General features: G+C 43.4%; 13 protein-coding genes and 1 pseudogene. 9 read left to right on the forward strand and 5 right to left on the reverse strand.

Annotated elements, in window-relative coordinates; translation table 11 throughout:
- Positions 1-3 precede the first annotated feature (3 nt).
- Positions 4-1,891 (reverse strand): annotated as a pseudogene (locus tag IPH84_13615) (AMP-binding protein).
- Positions 1,892-2,057: 166 nt separating this feature from the next.
- The gene (locus IPH84_13620; GenBank protein MBK7174238.1) at positions 2,058-2,699 is read right to left on the reverse strand and encodes an NAD(P)H-binding protein; all 642 of its coding nucleotides are present in this window, start codon (positions 2,697-2,699) and stop codon (positions 2,058-2,060) included.
- Positions 2,700-3,036: 337 nt separating this feature from the next.
- On the opposite strand from IPH84_13620, the gene IPH84_13625 reads away from it, so the two are divergent.
- The 3 genes from IPH84_13625 (at position 3,037) to IPH84_13635 (ending at position 6,776) form a co-directional block, all read left to right on the forward strand.
- Positions 3,037-4,545 (forward strand): GH3 auxin-responsive promoter family protein, encoded by a 1,509-nt coding sequence (locus IPH84_13625; GenBank protein MBK7174239.1) that lies wholly within the window; start codon positions 3,037-3,039, stop codon positions 4,543-4,545.
- Between the two features lie 101 nt (positions 4,546-4,646).
- Entirely contained in the window at positions 4,647-5,261 is a 615-nt protein-coding gene (locus IPH84_13630; GenBank protein ID MBK7174240.1) for a deoxynucleoside kinase, read from the forward strand.
- Between the two features lie 15 nt (positions 5,262-5,276).
- Complete coding sequence (locus IPH84_13635; protein ID MBK7174241.1) at positions 5,277-6,776, forward strand: hypothetical protein; 1,500 nt, start codon at positions 5,277-5,279, stop codon at positions 6,774-6,776.
- On the opposite strand, the gene priA is transcribed toward IPH84_13635, so the two are convergent.
- The 3 genes from priA to IPH84_13650 all read right to left on the reverse strand — a co-directional run bounded on the left by priA (position 6,773) and on the right by IPH84_13650 (position 12,618).
- A complete protein-coding gene (gene priA, locus IPH84_13640) occupies positions 6,773-9,286 on the reverse strand; it encodes a primosomal protein N' (protein ID MBK7174242.1) in 2,514 nt (837 codons plus the stop codon). The two genes, IPH84_13635 and priA, sit on opposite strands and share 4 nt — an antisense overlap.
- An 86-nt stretch (positions 9,287-9,372) precedes the next feature.
- Positions 9,373-11,787, reverse strand: a complete 2,415-nt coding sequence (locus tag IPH84_13645) for a hypothetical protein (GenBank protein MBK7174243.1) — start codon at positions 11,785-11,787, stop codon at positions 9,373-9,375.
- A gap of 426 nt (positions 11,788-12,213) precedes the next feature.
- The gene (locus IPH84_13650; protein ID MBK7174244.1) at positions 12,214-12,618 is read right to left on the reverse strand and encodes an OsmC family protein; all 405 of its coding nucleotides are present in this window, start codon (positions 12,616-12,618) and stop codon (positions 12,214-12,216) included.
- A 140-nt stretch (positions 12,619-12,758) separates the two neighbouring features.
- Here IPH84_13650 and IPH84_13655 point away from each other — a divergent pair, with 140 nt between their 5' ends.
- The 6 genes from IPH84_13655 to IPH84_13680 all read left to right on the forward strand — a co-directional run bounded on the left by IPH84_13655 (position 12,759) and on the right by IPH84_13680 (position 20,756).
- Positions 12,759-14,066 (forward strand): HAMP domain-containing histidine kinase, encoded by a 1,308-nt coding sequence (locus IPH84_13655; protein MBK7174245.1) that lies wholly within the window; start codon positions 12,759-12,761, stop codon positions 14,064-14,066.
- Positions 14,047-14,760, forward strand: a complete 714-nt coding sequence (locus IPH84_13660) for a response regulator transcription factor (protein ID MBK7174246.1) — start codon at positions 14,047-14,049, stop codon at positions 14,758-14,760. Before IPH84_13655 ends, IPH84_13660 begins: the two co-directional genes overlap by 20 nt.
- A 742-nt stretch (positions 14,761-15,502) precedes the next feature.
- A complete protein-coding gene (locus IPH84_13665) occupies positions 15,503-15,829 on the forward strand; it encodes a nucleotide pyrophosphohydrolase (protein ID MBK7174247.1) in 327 nt (108 codons plus the stop codon).
- Between the two features lie 189 nt (positions 15,830-16,018).
- Positions 16,019-18,010 (forward strand): carboxypeptidase-like regulatory domain-containing protein, encoded by a 1,992-nt coding sequence (locus IPH84_13670; protein ID MBK7174248.1) that lies wholly within the window; start codon positions 16,019-16,021, stop codon positions 18,008-18,010.
- A gap of 65 nt (positions 18,011-18,075) precedes the next feature.
- Positions 18,076-18,501 (forward strand): hypothetical protein, encoded by a 426-nt coding sequence (locus IPH84_13675; GenBank protein MBK7174249.1) that lies wholly within the window; start codon positions 18,076-18,078, stop codon positions 18,499-18,501.
- 248 nt (positions 18,502-18,749) lie between these two features.
- Positions 18,750-20,756 carry a urocanate hydratase gene (locus IPH84_13680; protein ID MBK7174250.1) on the forward strand — a complete coding sequence of 669 codons (2,007 nt, stop codon included), beginning with the start codon at positions 18,750-18,752 and terminating at the stop codon, positions 20,754-20,756.
- Positions 20,757-20,925 lie beyond the last annotated feature (169 nt).

Below are 20,925 nucleotides of genomic sequence, written 5' to 3' on the forward strand. Positions count from 1 at the left end.
AAATTACCTTGTAAGCATCTTCTTCATCGCCTCCATATTCTCCTTGCTGTAAAAGTCCTTTCCTTCAGCGGTATACAACAAATTAATCCTGTCTTTATAAGCTTCAGTTATTTTGCCCCTTACCATTTTCAGGGTGGAATTCATCATATGATTATCCTCTGTAAAGGCTTCCGACAAAATACCCGTTGCAGCAGGCAGCCAGCGCTGGGGGAACATCTTATGGTAATGACCATGTCCTTTATAGTGTTGCAGTTCCTTGTCGAGAATATGCAAAGCCTCCCTGGTGGCTTCAGGGGTATCCAAACCCAGGTGTTTATGTTCCAGGTGTCGTTTCAGTGCTTCTTTATTGGGAACCAGCAGGCAAATGGTATAAGGACTCTGATTATTATAGAGCATACACTGGTCGATATAATCACTCTGTGCAATGAAAGCCTCTTCAATGCCTTCAGGACTGTATTTCTCGCCATCATCAGCTATCAGCAGGCTCTTGAATCTGCCCAGTACATAAAGGAATCCATCCTTATCCATATAACCCAGGTCGCCGGTATAGAGCCATCCATCTCTTAAGGATTCGGCAGAGGCTTCAGGGTTATCCCAATATCCCAGCATCACATTTTCACCCCTTACAACGATTTCGCCTTTTGCACCAACGGGAAGCGTATTGCCTTTATCATCACAGATTTTCAATTCCAGGTTTTTCACTAACACCCCTGATGAGCCCAGCTTATGTTTGGCTTTTGAGTTGGAGGAAATGACAGGAGAAGCTTCAGTAAGCCCGTATCCCTGGAACATTGGCATTCCTACAGCATAGAAAAAGCGCTGTAGTTCGATGTCGAGTAAAGCTCCACCCCCAATGAAAAATTCAAGCCTGCCACCAAAGCCTTCCCGGATCTTACTGAACAGGATTTTGTCGTAAAGTCCAACGAGTGGTTTATATATGAAACTCAGGCCTTGTCCTTTGTCGAAACCGGTCCGGTTATACTTATATGATACTTTCAACGCATGGTTAAAAAGTGCATTGATAACCGGGCCTTTTTCCCTGATGCTTTTTTCGATATTTTCCTGAAATTGATTGCAAGAGCCGGCACGCTCATCATCAGGTGGGGCTTGATTTCCTTGATATTGATGGGGATGTTCTTCAGGGTTTCGAGGGCAGTTTTCCCAGCTGGATGGATGCCAGAGAGGCTCCTTTCCCCATCATGCAATAAATGCAGGCTGTGTGGGCAAAAGCATGATCCCAGGGTAGGATGGCTAGCGTGGTATAATCGGGTGGAATGTCCATCAGGGTATAAGATTGAAGGACATTGGACACATAATTATTATGGGACAGGACAATACCTTTAGGTGCGGCCGTTGTGCCGGGCGGGATCGGTTGGCAGGATGTTTTAAGGCTTTCAGTAATTGCCTGAGGATGTGCTTCAAGGTATGCCGCACCTTTTTGCATCACCTCTCCAAAGGTAATTTCCCCGGGCTGCCCTGATTTTTCACCAATAACAATAAGTGTTTCGAGCTGAGGCAGGTCCATCCTGGCAACCCTCACCTTATCAGCCTGCCTTTCGGAAACAATAGCCATTCTTGAACCTGAATGGGCAACCCTGTACCTAATCTCTTCGTATTCCGTAAGCTTTACCGACATCGGAACATTAATAGCTCCGCAGAATACAAATGCCCAATTCACTTATGATCCATGCATTTCTCCCTTCGAAAATAGGGCTATTCTATCCCCCTTTTGTATACCCATGGAGAGCAGTCCAGCAGCAAATTGTTGAACCAATTTGGGGTTTCTGCATAAGATGTGCCATCAAAGGTGCTGTTTGGTTTTCTCGAGTAAGTAAACGTTTTCTGGAAACTGCCTTACACTCTGTTCAAAGAAATCAGGTATGGTTTGCATAGTCTGGGGTTTATAGAAACTTTAGTCCGGAACATTGACGATGAATGATCCCATGGCCCTGAAATGGGTGAACCTTAGGGCTACCGTTTACAAATATCTGATAAAATTGACAGAATTGTTCTTTCGTTGCCTGAAATCTGCATTTGATGCTTTCAGATAGCTGATTTTACCATAATTGCGCAGAATCAAGCACCTTAAATCCGCTAGTGCCTTCATTGGCAACCCTGATCATAGCTTTTGCCACGGTATTGGCAGGTATGGCCTTGTATTTTTTCAATCCTCCCACGAAAAGAAAACCAAGTCCTCCCATTACCGACTGAGCCATCTTTTCTCCTGAGCGGTGTTCTTTCCGGTTGCCCATCAATAGTGAGGGCCTGAAAATGGTAACCGGGAGGTCGAGGTTTCTGAGGGCTTGTTCCATTTCACCTTTCACCCTGTTATAAAAAATACCGGAGTTCGGATCGGCCCCCATGGCACTCACAACCAGCATTTGCCTGGCCTTATTTCTTTTGCACCATCTGCCCAGTTCCACCACATAATCGAAATCAACTTTGCGGAATGCATCCTGCGATCCTGCAGTCTTAATGGTGGTTCCCAGGGTGCAGAACACATCATCAACAGGAAAAGGAGGCTGGAAAGTCCCAAGCTGGTCAAAATTGATCACATCCTGCACTATCGATGGATCCTTAACATCAAGAGGTCTGCGCACCAGCAGGAGGATTTTTTCATAAAGATGCTCTTTCACCAAAAGTTGAAGTAGTTCAGCCCCAACCAGTCCGGTGGCCCCGACAATCATCGCATTTTTCATCTCATTTATTTTTCTCTATCAAAGGTACTAAAAGTTGAAGTATTAATAGGGTTAGCAAAACCCAAACACCGTCGGGTCCGTCAACCGACGGACCCCGCCGGGTTTTTCGCAACTTGAGAATCAATGACTCTCCATAACTTTATCCCACTTCTGTCATTCCATGCACTTTAGTCACTTTATGCACTTTAGCTCACTCTAGTTCACTTTAGCTCACTCTAGTTCACTTTAGCTCACTTTAGGCACTTTAGCTCACTCCAGGCACTTTCGGCACTCTTTTCCCTCCCCCTGCCTAAGTAAACACATTTTTATGTAAGTTTGAATCTCGAACTTTTCCATCATGCCCCTTCTTAATTCTGTCATTTCCTGGTTTATACGAAAACGCATCCACCAGATTGAGCTCTTCATGAAATACCCTCATGAAGTTCAGGAAGAATGGTTTGAGAAGCTCATCAATGAAGCAAAGGACACTGAATGGGGGAAAAAGTATGATTACAGGTCAATCCAAACAGAGGATGATTTCAGGAAGCGGGTCCCTATTAGTGAATATAATGACCTGAAACCCTATATTGACCGCCTGCGTAAAGGGGATCAAAATATCCTCTGGCCTTCGGATGTAAAATGGTTCGCCAAAAGTTCGGGTACTACCAGTGATAAGAGTAAGTTCATCCCTGTTACCGAGGAAGCCCTTGAAGAATGTCATTTCAAAGGAGGGAAAGACCTTTTATCCATCTATTGCAATAATAATCCGAACACAAGGATTTTTAGCGGTAAATGGCTTGGATTGGGTGGTAGTTTTAACCTGGATGATGCGCAGGCTGATACCTATCATGGAGATGTTTCAGCCATTATTATGGAGAATCTTCCCTTCTGGATCCAGCTCATCCGTACCCCGGACCTGAGTGTGGCTCTTATGGATGAATGGGAATCCAAGATTGAAAGGATTGCCCGGATTACAATGGAAGAAGATGTTACCAATATTACCGGTGTTCCATCATGGATGATGTTGCTGCTGAATCGCATCATGGAATTAAAAGGCATTAAAAATATAAATGAAATCTGGCCCAACCTGGAACTCTTTGTTCATGGTGGTGTAAGCTTTATTCCCTACCAGGAACAGTATCGTAAAATATGTCCGCCGGGAATGAATTACCTTGAAACCTACAATGCCAGCGAAGGATTTTTTGGCATTCAGGATCGGTTGTCAGGTGACGATATGCTTTTGATGCTGGATTATGGAATCTATTATGAATTCCTTCCTGTGAGCGAGCTTGGGAATCCCAATGCGATAACTGTTGGCCTTGATCAGGTAGTAATTGGTTTAAACTATGCCATGGTGATTTCTACTAATGCAGGTTTATGGAGATATATGATTGGTGATACCATTACTTTTACTTCAACCGATCCCTTCAGAATCAGGATCACCGGGCGCACAAAAAGCTTCATCAATGCATTTGGTGAAGAGTTGGTGATTGAAAATGCCGATAAAGCACTCGCAATAGCATGTGAAAAATCGCAAGCTATAATCCGTGAATATACTGCCGCTCCCATTTACCTGGATGAAAAGAAATATGCAGCACATGAATGGCTGGTAGAATTCGAATCCCCACCCGAGAGCCTGGAATATTTTACTGAAATCCTCGATAATGCATTAAAATCCTTAAATTCGGACTATGAAGCCAAGCGGTATCACAACATGATTTTAAAACCTCCTATCGTACGTTCCCTGAAGCCCGGAACCTTCTACAACTGGCTCAGGGATAAGGGTAAACTGGGTGGGCAGAACAAAGTCCCCCGACTCTCGAACGACCGGAAATATGTTGACGATATCTTACAAATGCCCCAATAATTAACATTCATACCATCACAATAAATTTTACCTTAACTTCAACCTCTCAGCATCCTTCATAATTACTGAGATTTACTTCTAACATAAAATTTCTATTACATATGCATATCGCAATCGCAGGAAACATCGGCTCAGGAAAAACAACCCTTTCAGCATTATTAGCCAAGAATTTTGGTTGGCAGGCACATTATGAAGATGTTGATACCAATCCTTATCTCTCAAGTTTTTATGAAGACATGCAGCGTTGGTCCTTCAACCTTCAGATCTATTTCCTTAACAGCCGGTTCCGGCAAATCGTTGATATAAGGAAAAGTGGGAAAAATGTGATCCAGGACAGGACTATCTATGAAGATGCTTTCATCTTCGCACCGAACCTGCATGATATGAACCTGATGACCACCCGTGATTTTGAAAATTATAAATCACTTTTTGAATTGATGACTACCTTCCTTCAACCCCCTGACCTGCTGATCTATCTGAGAGCTGAGGTGCCCACCCTTGTCAGGAATATTCAGAAAAGGGGAAGGGAATATGAAGCATCCATTCGTCTCGATTACCTGAAAAGTCTGAGTGAAAGGTATGAAGCCTGGATCAATGGTTATACAGAAGGTAAATTACTGATCTTCGAAGTGGATGACATGAACTTCCAGGATAATCCTGAAGATTTAAGCAAGATCATTGAACGCGTACAGGCTGATCTGCATGGCTTGTTCTAGCCTATCAAAAATGTCATGAATCTGCTTTCCTCACTTTTCTCCAGAAAAATACTCCTTTTTCTTTTTATTCCTGTTGTTCTTGCTTTCTTAGTAAGTCTTTGGCATAGGTATGCCTATATCGACGACTGCTGGTTCGGGGAACAAGCTTACTGGTTGGTGAAGGATGGAACTGTCAGCACTAAAAGCATTGAAGCCGGACTGGGATGGGAAAACAGGCTGCTGGTTTACCATAAATTGAATATCTGGATTGGAGCTTTACTGATCATGACCCTGGGATGGTCAGTCTATTATTTTAAAGGTTTTACTCTCCTGGTGTACCTCTTATCATTTCTGCTCCTGCACAGAATGATGAAAAGTCAGAGGAATATTTACACTAAGGAAACTTTCCTCTTAACAGCCTTTCTGGTGTTTGCGAATCCATTGATGTTTATTTATGGCTTTACCTATCGTCCTGAAATCCTGGTAATGATGTTTGGATTGTCTTCATTCCTGGCATTGGAAAAGGTCAGGAATCATAGTGAAAGCAACTACATTTGGGCTTCCCTGGCAGGATTGGCTGTTGGAACTGCTTTCCTTGCCCATCTGAATGGAATTATCTTCGGGGTGGCTGGCTTCTTTTACCTGATCATTTACCGAAAGTATAAGGAAATTATAGCTTATTCGATTTCAGCTGTTTTATTAGCATCCCTCTATTTTATTGATCTGATCCCTGCCGGAAACGTACAGCTTTTCCTCTCCCAGATGAAAAACTGGCCTGATGCAGTAAGTGGAAATTATATATCAGACAATTCCATTCTTCTTTCTATCCTGCTGAAATTAGGAAATGAGCACCAGCGCTTCTTCTGGAGCGACAAAGTAGCTGTTTTCTCTGCTCTTTTCTTCTTCTCTGTAATCACTTCATTCAGTTATCTTTTAAAGCATCATCGGCCACTGATGATCTATACCGGACTTTTAATCCTTTTACTGAACTTGCTGGGAAGCCAGATTGCCGAAAGATACCTTATCTATTATCTGCCTTTAATGGCTATTATTATCGCCGTTTCAATCCGTAACCTGGTCAATGAAAAACGTGTAATCCTGCTTTCTGTTACAGCTGTATTATTCATATTACAGTTGGCAGTACTCTCTAAACATTGTTATTCCATCTTCCAAAAGAATTATAATTTCACTTCTATTCACGCTGAGATCGGAGAAATGCTCCCACCTGAAACACAGAAAATTCTTGCACCTTATCATTATATTTTCAACGAAATTGGTAAAAAATCAATACTCACATACCATTCATTGGAGTACTATGAAGTCATAAATAATAAAAAGCTGGATAGCAGCGAGGCGTTATTACGTTGCAAGGATTTAGGTATTGATTGCATCCTCCTCGACAAAAACCTCAAAGACGATCAGGAGAAATACCGCTGGTTCGAAACCGCTGTAGCAGGTTCTGATCCAGATTACCATGTATTTAAGGAATATAAAGGGTATATTATTCTGTTGAGAAGAAATACTTCTTCAAACTAGGCTGGATCAACATCGATGATCACCCTGACCGGGCTATGAATATGACTGGTATAAAGTTTCTGAATTGCAGAAAAAATGTCCTCTTTTACTTTGGGAAGATTGACTCCTTTTTCAAGCTTGATCATGATATTCTTCAGGTAGAGATTCCTAATCCGGCTAACCTGTGGATATTCGGGACCAAGGATTCTTTTCCCGAATTTTCCCTTTAATATTTTCGCCAGTTCAGCGGCTGCGCTGTTCAGAACATCATTGTCGGCATGCTTCAAGGTTAGTCTGATTAATCGGTAATAGGGAGGATATTTGAATTTTTCTCTTTCAAGAATTTGCTGATGGTACATGGCGGGGTAGTCATTATTGATCACCAGCTGAAGTATGGCATGTTTGGCATTAAATGCCTGGATCAGAACTTTCCCCTGTTTTTGCTTCCTTCCTGATCTCCCGGCTACCTGGGCCATAAGTTGGTAGCTCCTTTCATGGGCACGGAAATCAGGGTAGGAGAGGAGGCTATCGGCATTCATGATTCCAACAAGGCTAACATGATCAAAATCAAGGCCTTTGGTTACCATTTGGGTGCCAGCCAGAATGTCAATCCTGCCTTCTTCAAAATCAGAGATAATCCGGTGTAATGAGTTACGGCTCCTGGTGGAATCCAGGTCCATTCGCGCAATTCTTGCAGTAGGGAAAAAGATCGATAATTCCTCTTCAATTTTTTCAGTACCGAAGCCTTTCATGAGTAATCCTGTATACCCACATTCAGGACATTTATCCGGGATATGGGTTGAATACCCGCAATAATGACATCGGAGCAAGTTTTGCTTCTTATGATAGACCAAAGAAACATCGCATTGAATACATTGCGGGACCCAATTGCAATTGTCACAGTCGATATGCAGTGAAAACCCTCTTCGGTTCTGGAAAAGTATCACCTGTTCTTTCTGTGAAAGTGCCTGTTCAATACCTTGTAAGAGAGGTTCAGAGAAGATGGATTTCATCCTTTTCCTCTTATGTTCTTCCCGTAGATCTACCACCTCGATGGCAGGCATCAGGATTCCTCCAAAGCGTTCAGAAATGGTTACCAGTCCGTATTTCCCGTTCTGAGCATTGTAATAGGATTCAACCGAAGGAGTGGCTGATCCGAGCAGGACCTTTGCCTGGTGCAGGGAAGAAAGGAATATAGCTGCATCCCTGGCATTGTATCGCGGGGCTGGCTCAAACTGCTTGAAAGAGCTGTCGTGCTCCTCATCAACAATGATTAACCCCAGTCTTTCGAAAGGAAGGAACATAGCCGAACGTGCACCAAGAATCACATTGAAGGAACCTGTCAGTATTTCAGGCTTTTGTTCACCTTCTACTACCTGTGGAATAGACTTGGCTACATGTTGCCATATTTCAACCCGCTCATTTTCATCATATCGTGAATGATAGATCCCCACCTCACTGCCGAAATACTTTTGAAGCCGGTTGATGATCTGGGCGGTCAGGGCTATTTCCGGAAGCAGGTATAATACTTGTTTCCCTGCATCGAGGGTTTCCCTTATCAGCTTAATATAGATTTCAGTCTTGCCGCTGGAGGTCACCCCATGGAGCAATACCACATTCTTACTCTCCATTTCAGCCCTGATTTTTTCCATTGCATCTGCCTGTGCCGGAGTCAGGCTAATGGAAGAAGGGTGAAAGGCGGCAGTACCGGTTTTCAAGCGGCTTACCTGTTTTTCATAAAATACAAATACCCCTTTTTTTATAAGGCTGTTCAATGCTGCCAGTCCATCAGGGATTCGCTGAAGTAAAAGGGGTTTGCTCACTTCTGATGGAATTGCGGAAAGACAATGTGACCGCTGGACATATTCAATCAGTACTTCCAGTTGTTTTGGCGCTTTTTTTTCTAGTTTGGTATATAGTGCCTGTAACTCTTCATTCCCCGAAAAATCCTCATGTAATTTAACATAAGTTTCAATCCTCGGCTTGAATTTTTCGCTAATCTCTTCTTCTGTAATGATATATCCTTTTTCAATCAGGGTATGAATAAGAGGAATAACCTTAGCCAGTTCAAGGGTTCGCGAAACTTCACTCAGCGACATTTTCCCATTACTTTGGAGTGCAAACAGAAGGGTGTATTCCCGCTCATTCAGCAGTTCCGCATCAATTACAGCCTCTGGATTCAGCATTACCTTTGATTCACTGGCTAGCTTAAGGGCGGATGGTAAGGCGGCATTCATCACCTCTCCCGGATGACAACAATAATAGGTAGCAATCCAATCCCAGAATTTAAACTGGATCTCATTCACGATGGGCTTAAGGTCGAGAACAGATAAGATATATTTAGCCTGGAATTCCGGGGCTTTATTTGAAATTGAATGAATGAGCCCTGTGTAGACTTTTTTCTGCCCGAATTGCACAACCACCCGTTTGCCAATCATGACAGCCTCATTCAGTTCAAAGGGCACTCTGTAGGTAAAGAGCCCTGCAACCGGAAGAGGAAGCATAACTTGAACAAAAAGGGTTTTGCGCATCGTTGGCAGGAAATTAATTATAACTGAACTTTACAAATGTAAGAACATGGAAATGGTCAGCTGCTGCCAGGACTGGAATATTGATTCTAATCCTCGTCTTTCCGTGGTTTTCTTGGCCGGCTCTCTTTTTTAGGTTTCTCTTTACTGCCGGACGGATCACCCTCATTTACTTTCCCATCTGACCGACGGTAGGTCTTCTCCGGTTTACTGAACCGATTCTGAGGCTGGTATACTTCTATTTCTTTCTTTTCACCGGGAGGTGGTGCATCTTTACCCCTTGATGAATAAGGCTTGTCAGTGCGATCATCATACTTCCGGGGGCGATCAGTCCTGTCCTTGTCTCTTTCACTTGAATAAGGTCTGTCCGGGCGATCCTTTTTCTGATAGGGCCTGTCGGAATCCTTGTCCCTTCTTGGTGGACGATTCTCATCCCTGCTTTTACCATAAGGTTTGAACGGACTGTCACTCTTTCTATCGCGGCTAAACGGGCGATCCCCGTCACCTTCCTTTCTTTCCCTTCTTACAGGCCTGTCACCACTATTATCATTCCTGTCGTTGTGAAACGGTTTTGAACTTCGTTCTTTTCTTTCAAAGGGTCTGTCATTATCCTTGTCTCTTCTAAACGGGCGATCACCGCTGCTTTCGTTGCGATCTTTCTGGAAGGGCCTTGATGGGCGGTCTTTTCTTTCAAAAGGCCTTTCATTATCCCTGTCCCTTCTTACCGGACGATCACCATTGCTATCATTTCGGTCTCTTTGGTAGGGTCTCGAAGGCCCGTCTTTTCTTTCGAAAGGTCTGTCATTATCCCTGTCCCTTCTTACCGGACGATCACCATTGCTATCATTTCGGTCTCTTTGGTAGGGCCTCGAAGGTCCGTCTTTTCTTTCGAAAGGTCTGTTATTATCCCTTTCCCTTCTTACCGGACGATCCCCGTTGCTATCATTGCGGTCTCTTTGGTAAGGCCTCGAAGGCCCGTCTTTTCTTTCAAAAGGTTTATCATTATCTCTATCCCTTCTCACTGGGCGATCTCCATGACTATCATTCCTTGGTGACCTGGAACCACGTTCATTCCTTTCGGATGGACGGTCATCACGGCGATAAGGACGTTCCGGCCTTTCACTTCCTGTGCCTCGTGGCGAACGTCTCTCTTCGCCTTCTTCTCTCCTGCGGAAGGGCTTTTCTATGTTGCCCCCTTCATTTTCCGGTTCATTGCCTGTATTGGAGGATACTCTTCTCTTCACTTCGGTTGTACCCTCAGTTCCAGGATCTTCAGGTGCGTCGGTACCTTCCGTCTTTTCTGTATCCAACTCATGTTGATGCTCATCCCTGATCCAGGTTTTTTTAGTTCCGACATAAAGGTCAAACCCAGCGAAACGACATTCCAGCGGCCCGTTCCAGACGATATCCTTCCGAATAGCTCTGAGTCCTACCGATTTGAGAGCATAATGATCTGAACTGATCACCCATGCATGGTAACCCGCGAAATTTTTCTTCAGGTTATCACCGATTTCTCTGTATAATCCGATGATATCGCCGGTTTTAATTCTTTCACCATAAGGTGGATTAATCACAACTACACCAGGCTCACCTTCAGGAGGCATTAACTCAGAAAAGGGGCCCAGTTTGAGATGAATATCTTTATGAAGTCGGGCCGATTTAACATTTGCCTTGGCGGTACCTAAGTTTTTTGGAGAGATATCATTTCCAATAATCTGGTATTCAAATTCCGTTTCCTGATCATGAGCTTCCTGTTTCACTTCTTCCCATAATTCACTATTGAAGTTCTTCCAGCGCATAAATCCAAAGGACTTCCGATACATGCCCGGGGGGAAATTGTTGGCAATCAAGGCTGCTTCAATGAGCAGTGTGCCTGATCCACACATAGGATCGATGAAATGAGATTTTTTATCCCAACCACTAAGCATGATCAGCCCGGCAGCCAGCACTTCACTCATCGGAGCTTCGGCATTGGAAACCCTGTATCCTCTTTTATGAAGAGAAGCTCCTGAACTATCGAGGGAAACATCACAGGTACTCCCTAAAATATGAATGTTGATCCTGAAATCAGGGTCATCAATATCTACGGATGGCCTTCTTCCATTAAATTGTTCCCTGAACCGGTCAACAATAGCATCCTTGGCTCTCAGCGAAACATAATGAGAATGAGTGAGTTCTGAGTCACTTACGACAGCATCAATGGCCAGGGTACTGGTAACATTCATGATTTCTTCCCACGGATAATTGAAAAATTGACCATAAAGGTCATCTTCATCCGCTAACTGGAAATCGAATAGAGGTACCAGGATCCGCAAGGCAGTCCGGGAACAGAAATTAGTCTTATAAACCATGCGTTCATCGCCTGAGAAACGAACCGCCCGGTTAAGGATTTCAACGTCTTCGGCACCCAGTTCCTGAAGTTCCCTGGCAAGAACTTCCTCAAGGCCTGCGATCGTTTTTGCAATTAATGATTTTTTTTCCGGTAATTGTGTGTTGTCTGTCAACTCTTTAGGTATAGGGACTGCGAACAGCCTGATTTAATTCAATATTGAACCATAAGCAGTCAAAACTTACTCATGAATCTGTTTATCAACTAAATGGGGGGGTGGGGTTCGCCCCCCGTTTTCCCTTTTTTCACAAAGCTTTTTCCCCCAAAAAAGGGTTCTCCCCCCCCCCCCCCCCTGAGGGGGGGGGGGGGGGGGGGGGGCCCCGGCGGCGGGGGGGTCCTTGGGGTGGGGGTGGGTGTCCCCCCCCCCCGGGGTCGGCCTGTCTTCCGCGGGGGGGGGGCCCCCCCCCGGGTGGTTGCTCCCTCCCAGCACTTAGGGGGGGGGGGGGAACCCCCCCCCCCCCGCCCCCCGGCAGGGCGGGGGGGGGGGGGGGCGGCTTTAAATGGGGGGGGGGCCTCCACCCCCGGGTTCTCCATTCTGGCTTTAGAAATTAAAATGGAAGGTCTGGATAGTGTCAGGATGAAGGCTTTTGTTTACCGGGCAATGTTCAGCGGTTTTTTTAATGATCTCTTTTTGTTTATCAGAATAATCATTTTTTGGGAAATTCATTTCTACGATGATCTCACCCACTCTTCTTGGATCAGAAACCATGATTTTGGTGACTTTCACTTCAGTTCCATCAATGCTGAATCCATGAGTCCGGGCAGCAATACCAATGGTTGTAATAGCGCAGGTTCCAAGGGAAGTAGCCAGTAAGTCCGTTGGAGAGAATGCTTCACCTTTTCCCTGGTTATCTATTGGAGCATCAGTGATAAATTCATCACCTGAACGCATGTGCCTGGCTTTTGTCCTTAAATCACCAATATACTCAATCCGAACAGTTTCCATGAAAAAAGATTTTTGCAAAGGTAAGCGTTTTGAACCAGCTAATTCCTATTTGCCATTCAATGTAGTTCTCAACATCTGTATATTGTTAACAACTTGTTAATCACCTATTCTGGTAAGATAATACTTGCTACATTTGCTGCATGAAGCGCACAACCTTCCTGATAATTGTAGTACTTACCGGACTTGCTTTATGTGGGATCATCTTTATCCAGGTATTCTGGATCAGGAATGCTGTGGCCTTGCAGGAAGAGCAGTTCGACAATCGTGCAATTCTCAGCCTGAAGAGCGTTGTAAATGAAATGTATGAATGCAGGAATGATACCTGTGAAGGTAGCCTGTTTTGTAAGGAGGAATGCAGCCATTCTCATTCCAGTCACAGGGTAGAAATTAACCGTGCTTACCTTGACTCATTGATACATGCTGAATTTAAAAGCATGGGTCTGAGAGAACCTTATGTTTATGGAATTTTTAATCCTGAAACCGGTAAAGTTTCCCTTATTTCCGATACAACCTACAAAAATGAGTTGATTCTCAGTGACCATGCAGTATCCCTTTCATGCATCTATCGCTCAAGTGAAACGCAGTTGGGAGCTTACTTCCCTGATGAGGGACAAAGGGCTCTATTGAATATCATGTGGTGGCTAATCCTGTGCTTCGTCTTGATACTGTTGCTCGTTTTCGGGTTTTCCTATACCATATTTTCATTTCTGAAACAGAAAAAGCTCTCCGAAATGAAAACAGATTTCGTGAATAATATGACTCATGAATTCAAAACACCAATTGCCACTATTTCTTTAGCAAGTGAGATGCTTTTGAAGCCTGCTGTTATTGCCTCGGAGGAAAAAGCAAGGAAATACGCCGGTATCATTTATGACGAAAACCAGCGCCTTAGAAACCAGGTAGAGCATGTGTTACAGATTTCGGTCCTCGACAGGGAAGAGTTCAGGTTGCGCAAACAGGAGACAGATATTCACCAGATGATAGAAGAACTTGCAGAACCTTTCAGGATGCATGTAAAAGAGAGAGAAGGTGATATCCGGTTGCAACTTTCAGCAACTGCTGCGAAAGCCTATGTGGATCCTATGCATATGAGAAATGTACTATCCAATTTACTCGATAATGCATGCAAGTATTCTCCACAGCACCCTTCCATTCTGATTGAAACCTCAAGTAATCAGGATGGTATCGTGGTAGCTGTCGAAGATAAGGGGATGGGCATTAGTCATGAAAACCAGAAACATATTTTTAAGAAACTATATCGCGTCTCTACCGGGAATGTGCATGATGTAAGGGGGTTTGGACTTGGCCTTTATTATGTAAAGACAATGATAGAAGCTCATGGGGGGAGGATAAAGCTTAAGAGTGAGCTCCGCAAAGGTAGCCGGTTTGAATTATTTGTACCATTTGGTTTCAGTAAAACAGACACTCATGGGAATTCCGGAGAATAAAATAGTTATTCTACTCGTAGAAGATGATCCGAACCTCAGTGATGTTCTGAAGGATTATCTTGATTTACTGGGATATAAAGTCATTCATGCAGCCGATGGTGTTAAAGGACTCGAGAGTTTCCGTAAATCCAGGATCGATCTTTGTATCCTGGATGTGATGCTCCCCAGGAAAGACGGATTTACTCTTGCTGCTGATATACGTAATGAAAATAAGCTAGTTCCTATTATCTTTCTCACTGCCAGGGGGATGATGGAGGATAGGGTCACTGGCTTCAAAGCCGGATGTGATGATTATATCTCCAAACCTTTCAGCAGTGAAGAACTAAGTCTCCGGATAGAAGCTATTCTGAGGAGATGCATGTCTGCACAACCTGCCCAGCCAGAGCTGATGAAACTGGGTAAATATGTTTTTGATTCAGCCAATTTTGAACTTATCTATGAGAATGTACGGCATAGCCTCACACCAAAAGAGGCTGCACTACTAGCAGTTTTATGCCGTCATAAAAACACCGTTCTTACCCGGGAAAAAGCCCTTAAAGAAGTCTGGGGCGATGATGATTACTTCATTGGCCGGAGTATGGATGTGTTCATCACCAAACTTCGGAAATACCTTAAGGATGATCCCGATGTAGCCATTGTAAATGTTCATGGCACTGGTTTCCGGCTGGAAGTTAGGGAGGCGGGAAATGAATAGTACCCCAAAGGGGAACCTTTGGCTCTGAGCCCGCCTGACCGAGGAAATTGCGCGTAAATAAAGATAATTCTCTCAGTCGGGCAGGTGCTGAGTGCTGAGTGCCGGGTGCCGGGTGCCCCAAAGGGGAGCCTTTGGCTCTGAGTGCTGAGTGCTGGGTGAAAAGTGCTGGACATATAGTTATTGAAAGCTGAGCTGGCATATTTTTCATAGTACATTTATTTTTTCCACGAATTTCCTCGAATGTTCCACGAATGCACACGAAGATTTTCCACGTCGCCGTGTCAAAATTCGACGGATTCGTGTTAAGTTATTCAATTGCCTGTAATTTCTAAATTATCGGATTAGTGCAATATTTGTGTGTTTCCCACCCCTATGAAAAGGGAGTTCTCTGTTCTTTCGTTTAGGAGCAATCATTGTGTTCATTAATTCAATCTGCTCCTCCTGCTCAGGGGGGTTGGCTAAACAATGGGCCATTTAAGCACAATTTTCACCTTGGTTACCCTAAAGCCCCAATAGGGGAGTTCCTATCTATTGAGTAGTTTTTATTTCTAAAATTTCTAAATTTTGAAATATTAATTTTTAATTGTCGAATTGCCAAATTATCTCATCTCACAATCTCAACATCACACATCCGAAATCAAACATAAGACATAAGACATCCAACATCCGACATCCGACATCCCACATCCGCAAACATCCCAAATCTTCCTACCTTTGTTTTCCCAACCTAAAAACCAAATTGATGACCATTCAACAGGCTCAGCAGACCATTGATCAATGGATTAAAACCACCGGTGTTCGTTATTTCAATGAGCTCACAAATACTGCAATTTTGATGGAAGAAGTAGGAGAAGTCGCAAGGATCATGGCGCGCAGGTATGGAGAGCAATCAGAGAAAGAATCAGATAAGAACAAAGACCTGGGTGATGAAATGGCTGATGTGCTTTTTGTCCTGATCTGTCTGGCTAATCAAACAGGGATCGACCTGGAATCTGCCCTGGCAAAAAACCTGGAGAAGAAGACTGTCAGGGATGCTGAGCGACATAAGAATAATGAAAAACTCAGGTAAAAGTTCTTTTATCAAGGCCATTGGACTAAATTTTAAGAATCATATTTATCTTTCAATTAAACTAGTGTGTAAATTATCTCCAAACCTGATTTGTATTATTCCTTGCAGAGCCCTGATAGTCAAATGAAATGCATTCGAATGCTTTGATTACCTTTGAGGCCGATTTACACATAAACCCTGACTTTGTCAATGCCTTTTTTTAGTAAGCCTATACTCCTATGGGCCATTAGTCTCTTTTTATTTCTTTCTCCCTCTCTGGCGCAGGAATTTCTTGTGAAAGGCCGGGTCCTGGATGCCGAAACCCATGAACCACTTGCCTTTGTAAATATAATTTCCAATGCCGGGCCTATGGGCGCAGCAACAGATATCGATGGGAAATTTCTGGTCAGGGATACCAATCCAATCAAGACTTTGAGGATCAGTTATATTGGGTATGAACCCATGGTATTTGAAGTCAGGCCAGATGGCAAAGACCAAACAGTAAATCTTCAGAAAAGTGAAGTCCTGCTCGAAGAAGTAGTGATAAGGCCCGGAATTAATCCGGCTCACAAAATCATCAGGAAAGTATTGGAGAACAGGTTTTTGAATGATCACGAACGAATGGAATCCTTTGCCTATTCCAGTTATGAAAAAATAACTTTCGGACCTGAGAATGATACTCTTCCATGGTCAGATGCCATGGCATTAGATAGTTCGGCGATTAGAATGAAGAAATTTTTCGACAGGCAATACCTGTTTATCATGGAAAGTGTAGCTGAAAGAAAATTCCTTTTCCCTGACAAAAACTATAATAAAGTGATTGCCTCGCGTATATCCGGATTCGGCGATCCATTATTTATCTTCCTGATGTCGCAAATACAGTCAACTTCGTTTTATAAGGAAACCATTACAATTTCTGATAAGCAGTATATTAATCCCATTAGTTCCGGAACCCTGTCGAAATATAATTTTGAGCTGGTTGATACACTCGTCGAACCCTGGCCCTATGATACTACCTATATCATGACATTCAGGCCACTTTTGCAGACTAATTTTGACGGTCTGAAAGGAGTCATCAGCATAAGCACAAATGGTTATGCTATCAGGAATGTAATAGCAGAGCCAGCCAGGTTGACAGGAAACATGACAATAAAAATTCAGCAGCTGTATGATTTTATGCAGGATGAGCATTGGTTCCCTTTGCAGTTGAATACAGATATAGTCTTTAAAAATGTGATAGGTAATGGAAACATAACTATTGGAAAGAGCCCGGAGAATCCAGCTTCTGACCAAAGCGACCTTGTTGGAAGAGGTAAAAGTTATATTTCCAACATCCGGCTTAATCCTGCATTTAAAAAAAGCCAGTTTGGATTTGTTGAGGTAGATGTGCAGCCGGATGCTTTCAGAAAACCTGAGCATGTTTGGGAACAATACAGGGTCGACAGCCTGACCATCAGGGAACTTAATACCTATCATATTATGGATAGCATAGGTAAAGCCCGTCATTTTGACCGCCTTGGATATAAGCTGGATGCAATAATGAATGGTAAAATGTCCATAGGATTTATGTATCTGGAGATGGATAAAATACTGAAGTGGAATCGTTTTGAAGGCACACGATTAGGAGCGGGGATGCACACCAATGAAAAATTCTCAAAAATTATTCAACTGGGGGCTTATGGAGGATATGGATTCAAAGATCATAAGATAAAGTATGGCGGTAATGCTGAAATCCTTTTTAACCGGCTTTATGAATCAAAGGTTGGGTTTTCATACGAAGACGATCTTAACGAAGCGGGTCTTGAAGATCCTTTTATGAATAATAAACTCTTCACTAATCCTGAGAATTACAGGCAGCTTCTGGTGAGTAGGATGGATCATGCTAAATCGTTTAAAATTGCTTTGAGCAGCAGGTTCCTGAATTATACCAAAGTTGAATTATCATTACTGAAATCACATATTATTCCTCAATACGATTATGGCTACATAACCCATAGAAACGAAGGGTTGCAGGTAATATCCAAAGAGTTTGATATAACGGAGGCAAATATACAGATCCGATTTGCCTATGGCGAAAAGTTTATGAGGAACAGTCGGTCACTGGTATCCATGGGAACCACCTATCCAATTGTTTGGTTAAACCTGGCCGGAGCCTTCAATGGAATGGCTGGAGGTCAATATTCCTATAAAGGCTCAACCTAAAAGTTCAGAAGACATTTTCCTTTAAGTACCTGGGAAAGAGTTCTTTCACGCTTCTAACGGGCTTAATGGACAAGGATGCTCCTTATCCTTGTCTTTTCAATGCATTGAGCGATTATGCAGTTTTCTCTGTTTACTCATTAAATAGTTTTGCTACTATGAGAATGGGTGAGTTCGTTGCCGATCGTTATGCTGCTCTCTTCTTACGCCATAATTTCGCAAGCCTTCTCTTCAGAAGCAAACATTTCAATCCGCAACCTGAATTAGTAACAAGTATAGGTATCGGAACCCTTTCACACCCTGAAAATCATACAGGCTTTGAAGTTAAAAGCTATGAAAAAGGTTATTTCGAGTCAGGACTCCTGATCAACAACCTTTTAAATATTGGTCTTACAAAATTAGGGGTGGGAGCATTCTATAGATACGGCTATTATTCCCTTCCTGCCTGGAAAGAAAACCTGGCATTTAAATTGACAGTCGGATTCTTATTTTAATAGGTTAATTAATGATAATCAAATAAATGATCAGTATGCATCCTGGTTAGATTCTTGTGTTATGAACTTCGACATGCAATACCATTAGAATTAACGGGTCTTTAACTGCTCTTTCACTATCTCATCCTAAAAACCATTAATATTTTCAAGAAATACCCATTTCCTGGCAATGCTATGATTGGGATTCACTAATTTTGTCAGTAGATTTATGACAGAAATATTGATAATGAGTTAATTGCATACTTAATATGAACAAAGACGAATTCAGGAAAGCCGTTCTCCAGGGGATACCATCCAGCCTTCCCTTAGCCCCCTTTTTTGACCCGGAAGTGAATCATGCTCCTGTCAGGAAAGATATATTGAATGCAGAAGAAAAAAAACTAGCCTTACGCAATGCCTTGAGGTATTTCGATAAGAAGCATCATGAGGTGCTGGCTCCCGAATTTGCAGAAGAACTTAATAAATACGGCCGTATATACATGTATCGCTTCCGTCCGGCGTATCCCATGTTTGCCAGGCCAATCGAAGAGTATCCCGCTAAATGCCAGCAAGCAGCAGCTATTATGCTGATGATTCAGAATAACCTGGATCCGGTTGTTGCTCAGCATCCCCATGAATTGATCACCTATGGCGGGAATGGTGCTGTTTTTCAGAATTGGGCACAATATCTGCTTACCATGAAGTACCTGTCGGAAATGACTGATGAGCAGACACTCGTCATGTATTCCGGCCATCCGCTTGGTTTATTTCCTTCACATAAAGATGCACCCAGGGTTGTGGTAACAAATGGAATGGTAATCCCCAATTATTCCAAACCTGACGATTGGGAACGCTTCAATGCTTTAGGGGTTTCTCAATACGGACAAATGACTGCCGGTTCCTATATGTATATCGGTCCGCAAGGGATTGTTCATGGGACAACCATTACTGTGCTGAATGCCGGACGCAAAATTCAAAAGGGAGATGAAGGCCTGGCAGGAAAGATATTTGTTACCTCCGGACTTGGAGGCATGTCAGGTGCGCAGCCCAAAGCCGCTGTAATTGCCGGAGCCATTGGAGTGATTGCTGAGATCAACCCCAAAGCTGTGTATACCCGCCATTCCCAGGGATGGGTGGATGAAGTTTATTCAAATTTGGATGAACTGATGACCAGGATCAGGAAGGCAAAAACAGGGAAAGAAGCTGTTTCACTGGCATACCAGGGCAATGTGGTTGACCTGTGGGAACGCCTTGCAAAGGATAATATTGAAGTTGAAATGGGCTCAGATCAAACCTCTCTTCATAATCCATGGGCAGGAGGTTATTATCCTGCAGGCCTAAGTTTTGAAGAATCCAAACAAATGATGGCTGCCGAACCTGAAAAATTCAGGGAGAAAGTGCAGGAATCATTACGCCGACAAGTAGTTGCCATAAATAAACTGACTGCAAAAGGTATGTACTTCTTCGACTATGGAAATGCATTCCTTCTTGAATCTTCCCGTGCAGGAGCTGATATTATGAGTCCAGATGGCACTTTCCGGTATCCTTCCTATGTTCAGGATATCATGGGTCCAATGTGTTTCGATTATGGATTCGGACCCTTCCGCTGGGTTTGTACTTCAGGAAAGTCGGAAGACCTGGACAAAACTGACCAGATTGCTATGGAAGTACTTGAATTGCTTGCCAAAGATTCTCCTAAAGAGATTATGCAGCAAATGCATGATAATATCCGCTGGATCAGGGAAGCCAAACAAAACAAACTGGTTGTCGGGTCACAGGCGCGCATTCTTTATGCTGATTGCCTTGGAAGGACCCGTATTGCTGAAGCTTTCAATAAAGCCATTCTTGAAGGCAGGATTTCTGCTCCGGTAGTCCTGGGCCGCGACCATCACGATGTATCAGGTACAGATTCGCCTTATCGTGAAACATCCAATATCTATGACGGATCCAGGTTTACTGCCGACATGGCCATTCAGAATGTAATTGGCGATAGTTTCAGGGGAGCCACATGGGTGAGTATCCATAATGGCGGAGGTGTCGGATGGGGTGAAGTCATCAATGGAGGTTTCGGAATGCTGCTTGATGGTACTGCCGATGCCGACCGTCGTTTAAAGAATATGCTTCATTGGGATGTGAATAATGGTATTGCCCGCCGCAGCTGGGCTCGTAATGAAGGGGCAATGTTTGCTATTCAAAGGGCAATGCAGGAAGAACCTGGACTGAAGGTAACTCTTCCCAATATTGTTGACGACAGCCTGCTCAATGTTTTGTTCTGATTGAAATCCCCCTGAATCACCCTTTTCCAAAGGGGGACGCTTATTGCAGTCCCCCTTTTTTCAAAAGGGGGTGTCCAAAGATGCCATCAGGAAGCAAAATCCTTCTGAGAAGTATCCCCATCAAATCCCCCTTTTCCAAATGGTGACGGCAATGGGTTCATTGTCAGCC

It is taken from the genome of Bacteroidales bacterium, from assembly GCA_016707785.1.
Lineage (GTDB): Bacteria > Bacteroidota > Bacteroidia > Bacteroidales > UBA4417 > UBA4417.

Bases quoted from the DNA above. Each gene is read 5' to 3' on its own strand.
- IPH84_13620 (MBK7174238.1), bottom strand. From the start codon at position 2,699: ATGAAAAATGCGATGATTGTCGGGGCCACCGGACTGGTTGGGGCTGAA.
- IPH84_13625 (MBK7174239.1), top strand. From the start codon at position 3,037: ATGCCCCTTCTTAATTCTGTCATTTCCTGGTTTATACGAAAACGCATC.
- IPH84_13630 (MBK7174240.1), top strand. From the start codon at position 4,647: ATGCATATCGCAATCGCAGGAAACATCGGCTCAGGAAAAACAACCCTT.
- IPH84_13635 (MBK7174241.1), top strand. From the start codon at position 5,277: ATGAATCTGCTTTCCTCACTTTTCTCCAGAAAAATACTCCTTTTTCTT.
- priA (MBK7174242.1), bottom strand. From the start codon at position 9,286: ATGCGCAAAACCCTTTTTGTTCAAGTTATGCTTCCTCTTCCGGTTGCA.
- IPH84_13650 (MBK7174244.1), bottom strand. From the start codon at position 12,618: ATGGAAACTGTTCGGATTGAGTATATTGGTGATTTAAGGACAAAAGCC.
- IPH84_13655 (MBK7174245.1), top strand. From the start codon at position 12,759: ATGAAGCGCACAACCTTCCTGATAATTGTAGTACTTACCGGACTTGCT.
- IPH84_13660 (MBK7174246.1), top strand. From the start codon at position 14,047: ATGGGAATTCCGGAGAATAAAATAGTTATTCTACTCGTAGAAGATGAT.
- IPH84_13665 (MBK7174247.1), top strand. From the start codon at position 15,503: ATGACCATTCAACAGGCTCAGCAGACCATTGATCAATGGATTAAAACC.
- IPH84_13670 (MBK7174248.1), top strand. From the start codon at position 16,019: ATGCCTTTTTTTAGTAAGCCTATACTCCTATGGGCCATTAGTCTCTTT.
- IPH84_13675 (MBK7174249.1), top strand. From the start codon at position 18,076: ATGGACAAGGATGCTCCTTATCCTTGTCTTTTCAATGCATTGAGCGAT.
- IPH84_13680 (MBK7174250.1), top strand. From the start codon at position 18,750: ATGAACAAAGACGAATTCAGGAAAGCCGTTCTCCAGGGGATACCATCC.